The sequence below is a fragment of the Romboutsia sp. 13368 genome, from assembly GCF_018336475.1.
Classification (GTDB): Bacteria; Bacillota; Clostridia; order Peptostreptococcales; family Peptostreptococcaceae; genus Romboutsia.
In genome coordinates, this window is record NZ_CP048741.1 from 1,463,165 (window position 1) to 1,465,003 (window position 1,839).

The 1,839-nt window shown below is 23.8% G+C and carries 1 protein-coding gene and 1 pseudogene; both read right to left on the reverse strand.

Annotation, left to right across the window (positions count from 1 at the left end):
- A pseudogene (locus G3997_RS05900) lies at nucleotides 1–146 on the reverse strand (IS982 family transposase); the annotation flags it as partial.
- Between the two features lie 196 nt (nucleotides 147–342).
- Nucleotides 343–1,719 (reverse strand): aldehyde dehydrogenase, encoded by a 1,377-nt coding sequence (locus G3997_RS05905; RefSeq protein ID WP_296644356.1) that lies wholly within the window; start codon nucleotides 1,717–1,719, stop codon nucleotides 343–345.
- Nucleotides 1,720–1,839: the final 120 nt, after the last annotated feature.

Consider the following 1,839-nt stretch of genomic DNA (forward strand, 5'->3'; position numbering starts at 1 on the left):
ATTGATTTACTTTTTATTTTATTTAAATTTAATTGTTCTGTTAATTGAGAAAAGCTAGTCTCAATCCTTCTTCTAACCTTAAATATTAATTGTCTTATTTGCTTCGGATAATTATCTTTACAGTTTCCTCTTTTTAAAAATAATAAATTYATRKTKMKWTATCTAGATTATCTTTAAATTATGATATAACAKKTTKRKWWMYMWYATKWWMARMKGWRWWTAWAWMTWWATCCTACATATAATAATTTAAGTTAATATATAAATCTTATAAATAAAAATAACTAGTTAAATGTCTACTTAACTAGTTATTTTTTGGATTAGCTTAAATATTTAATAAAATTATTATTTCATAACTTTTTTTATAGCATTTAATCTATTTTTATACGGTGGGAATACTAGTTTTATATCAAGCTTTGTACTCTTTTTAACTATACTTTTTGAATGTGTAAATGTATCAAAACTATTTTTACCATGATAACTTCCCATACCAGAACTTCCAATTCCTCCAAATGGTAAGTAGTTAGATGCAACATGACTTATAGTATCATTTACACAGCCTCCACCAAATGAAAATCTAGTTATTATATCTTCACTAAAAGCTTCATCTTCAGAGAAAACATATAATGCTAATGGATTTTTATGATGTGATATATAGTATTTTATATCCTCTATATTTTTATACTTTATTACAGGAAGTATTGGTCCAAATATTTCCTCGCTCATAACTTTATCATTTAAATCTACATCTTTAAGTATTGTTGGTGATATAAATCTATTATCAAAGTCAACATCTCCACCATATACTATTTTTTCTTTATCATATTCTAATATATTTTTTAGTCTATTCATATGTTTATTATTTACTATGCGGCCAAATTCTTTATTGTTCTTTATATCTTTTCCATAGAATTCTTTTATATATTTTATAAGTTCCTTAATTAAGTCTTCATATATATCTTCATGTGCAAGAACATAATCTGGTGCTACACAAGTTTGACCTGCATTTATAAGTTTACCCCATATAATCCTTTTTGCACTTATCTTCAAATTAGCGGTATTATCAACTATTACAGGAGACTTCCCTCCTAATTCTAAAGTTACTGGTATTAAGTTTTTACTTGCCTTTTCCATTACTATCTTTCCTACATTCACACTACCTGTGAAAAATATATAATCAAAATTTAAGTCAAGTAATTTACTGTTTACTGTATAATCTCCGGTAACTACTGCTACATACTCTTTGTTAAAAGCTTCTTCTATCATTTTAACTATTATTAATTCAAGGTTTGTAGTATATTCAGATGGTTTTAATACAACTGTATTTCCTCCTGATATTGCACCAACTAATGGTTCTATAAGTAGCTGGAATGGATAATTATATGGCCCTATAATAAGTACACTTCCATAGTGACATTTATATATATATGATTTTCCTGGTAATTGAGCTAAATCATTCTTTACTTCTTTTACTTTAGCCCATTTTTTTATATTTTTTATAGTGTAATCTATACTACTATAAACAAATCCAACTTCAGTTGTATAAGATTCAAAAACATGTTTACCTAAGTCTAGTTCTAATGCATTTATTATATCTTTTTCATATTTTTTTATTATATTTTTTAATTTTTTTAAATTATCAATTCTTTCATTTACACTTATAGTCTTTTTATTTTCTAAATATTTCTTTTGTAAATTTAAAAGTTCTTCATATGTATTCATTTTTTACCTCTTACTGTTTTTATAATCTAATAATAATATTTAATTTCATTATTGGCAAATTTATTTTAAATATTTACCATGTTTCCTTTTGTTAATTTTATATATATATGTGCTTTATTG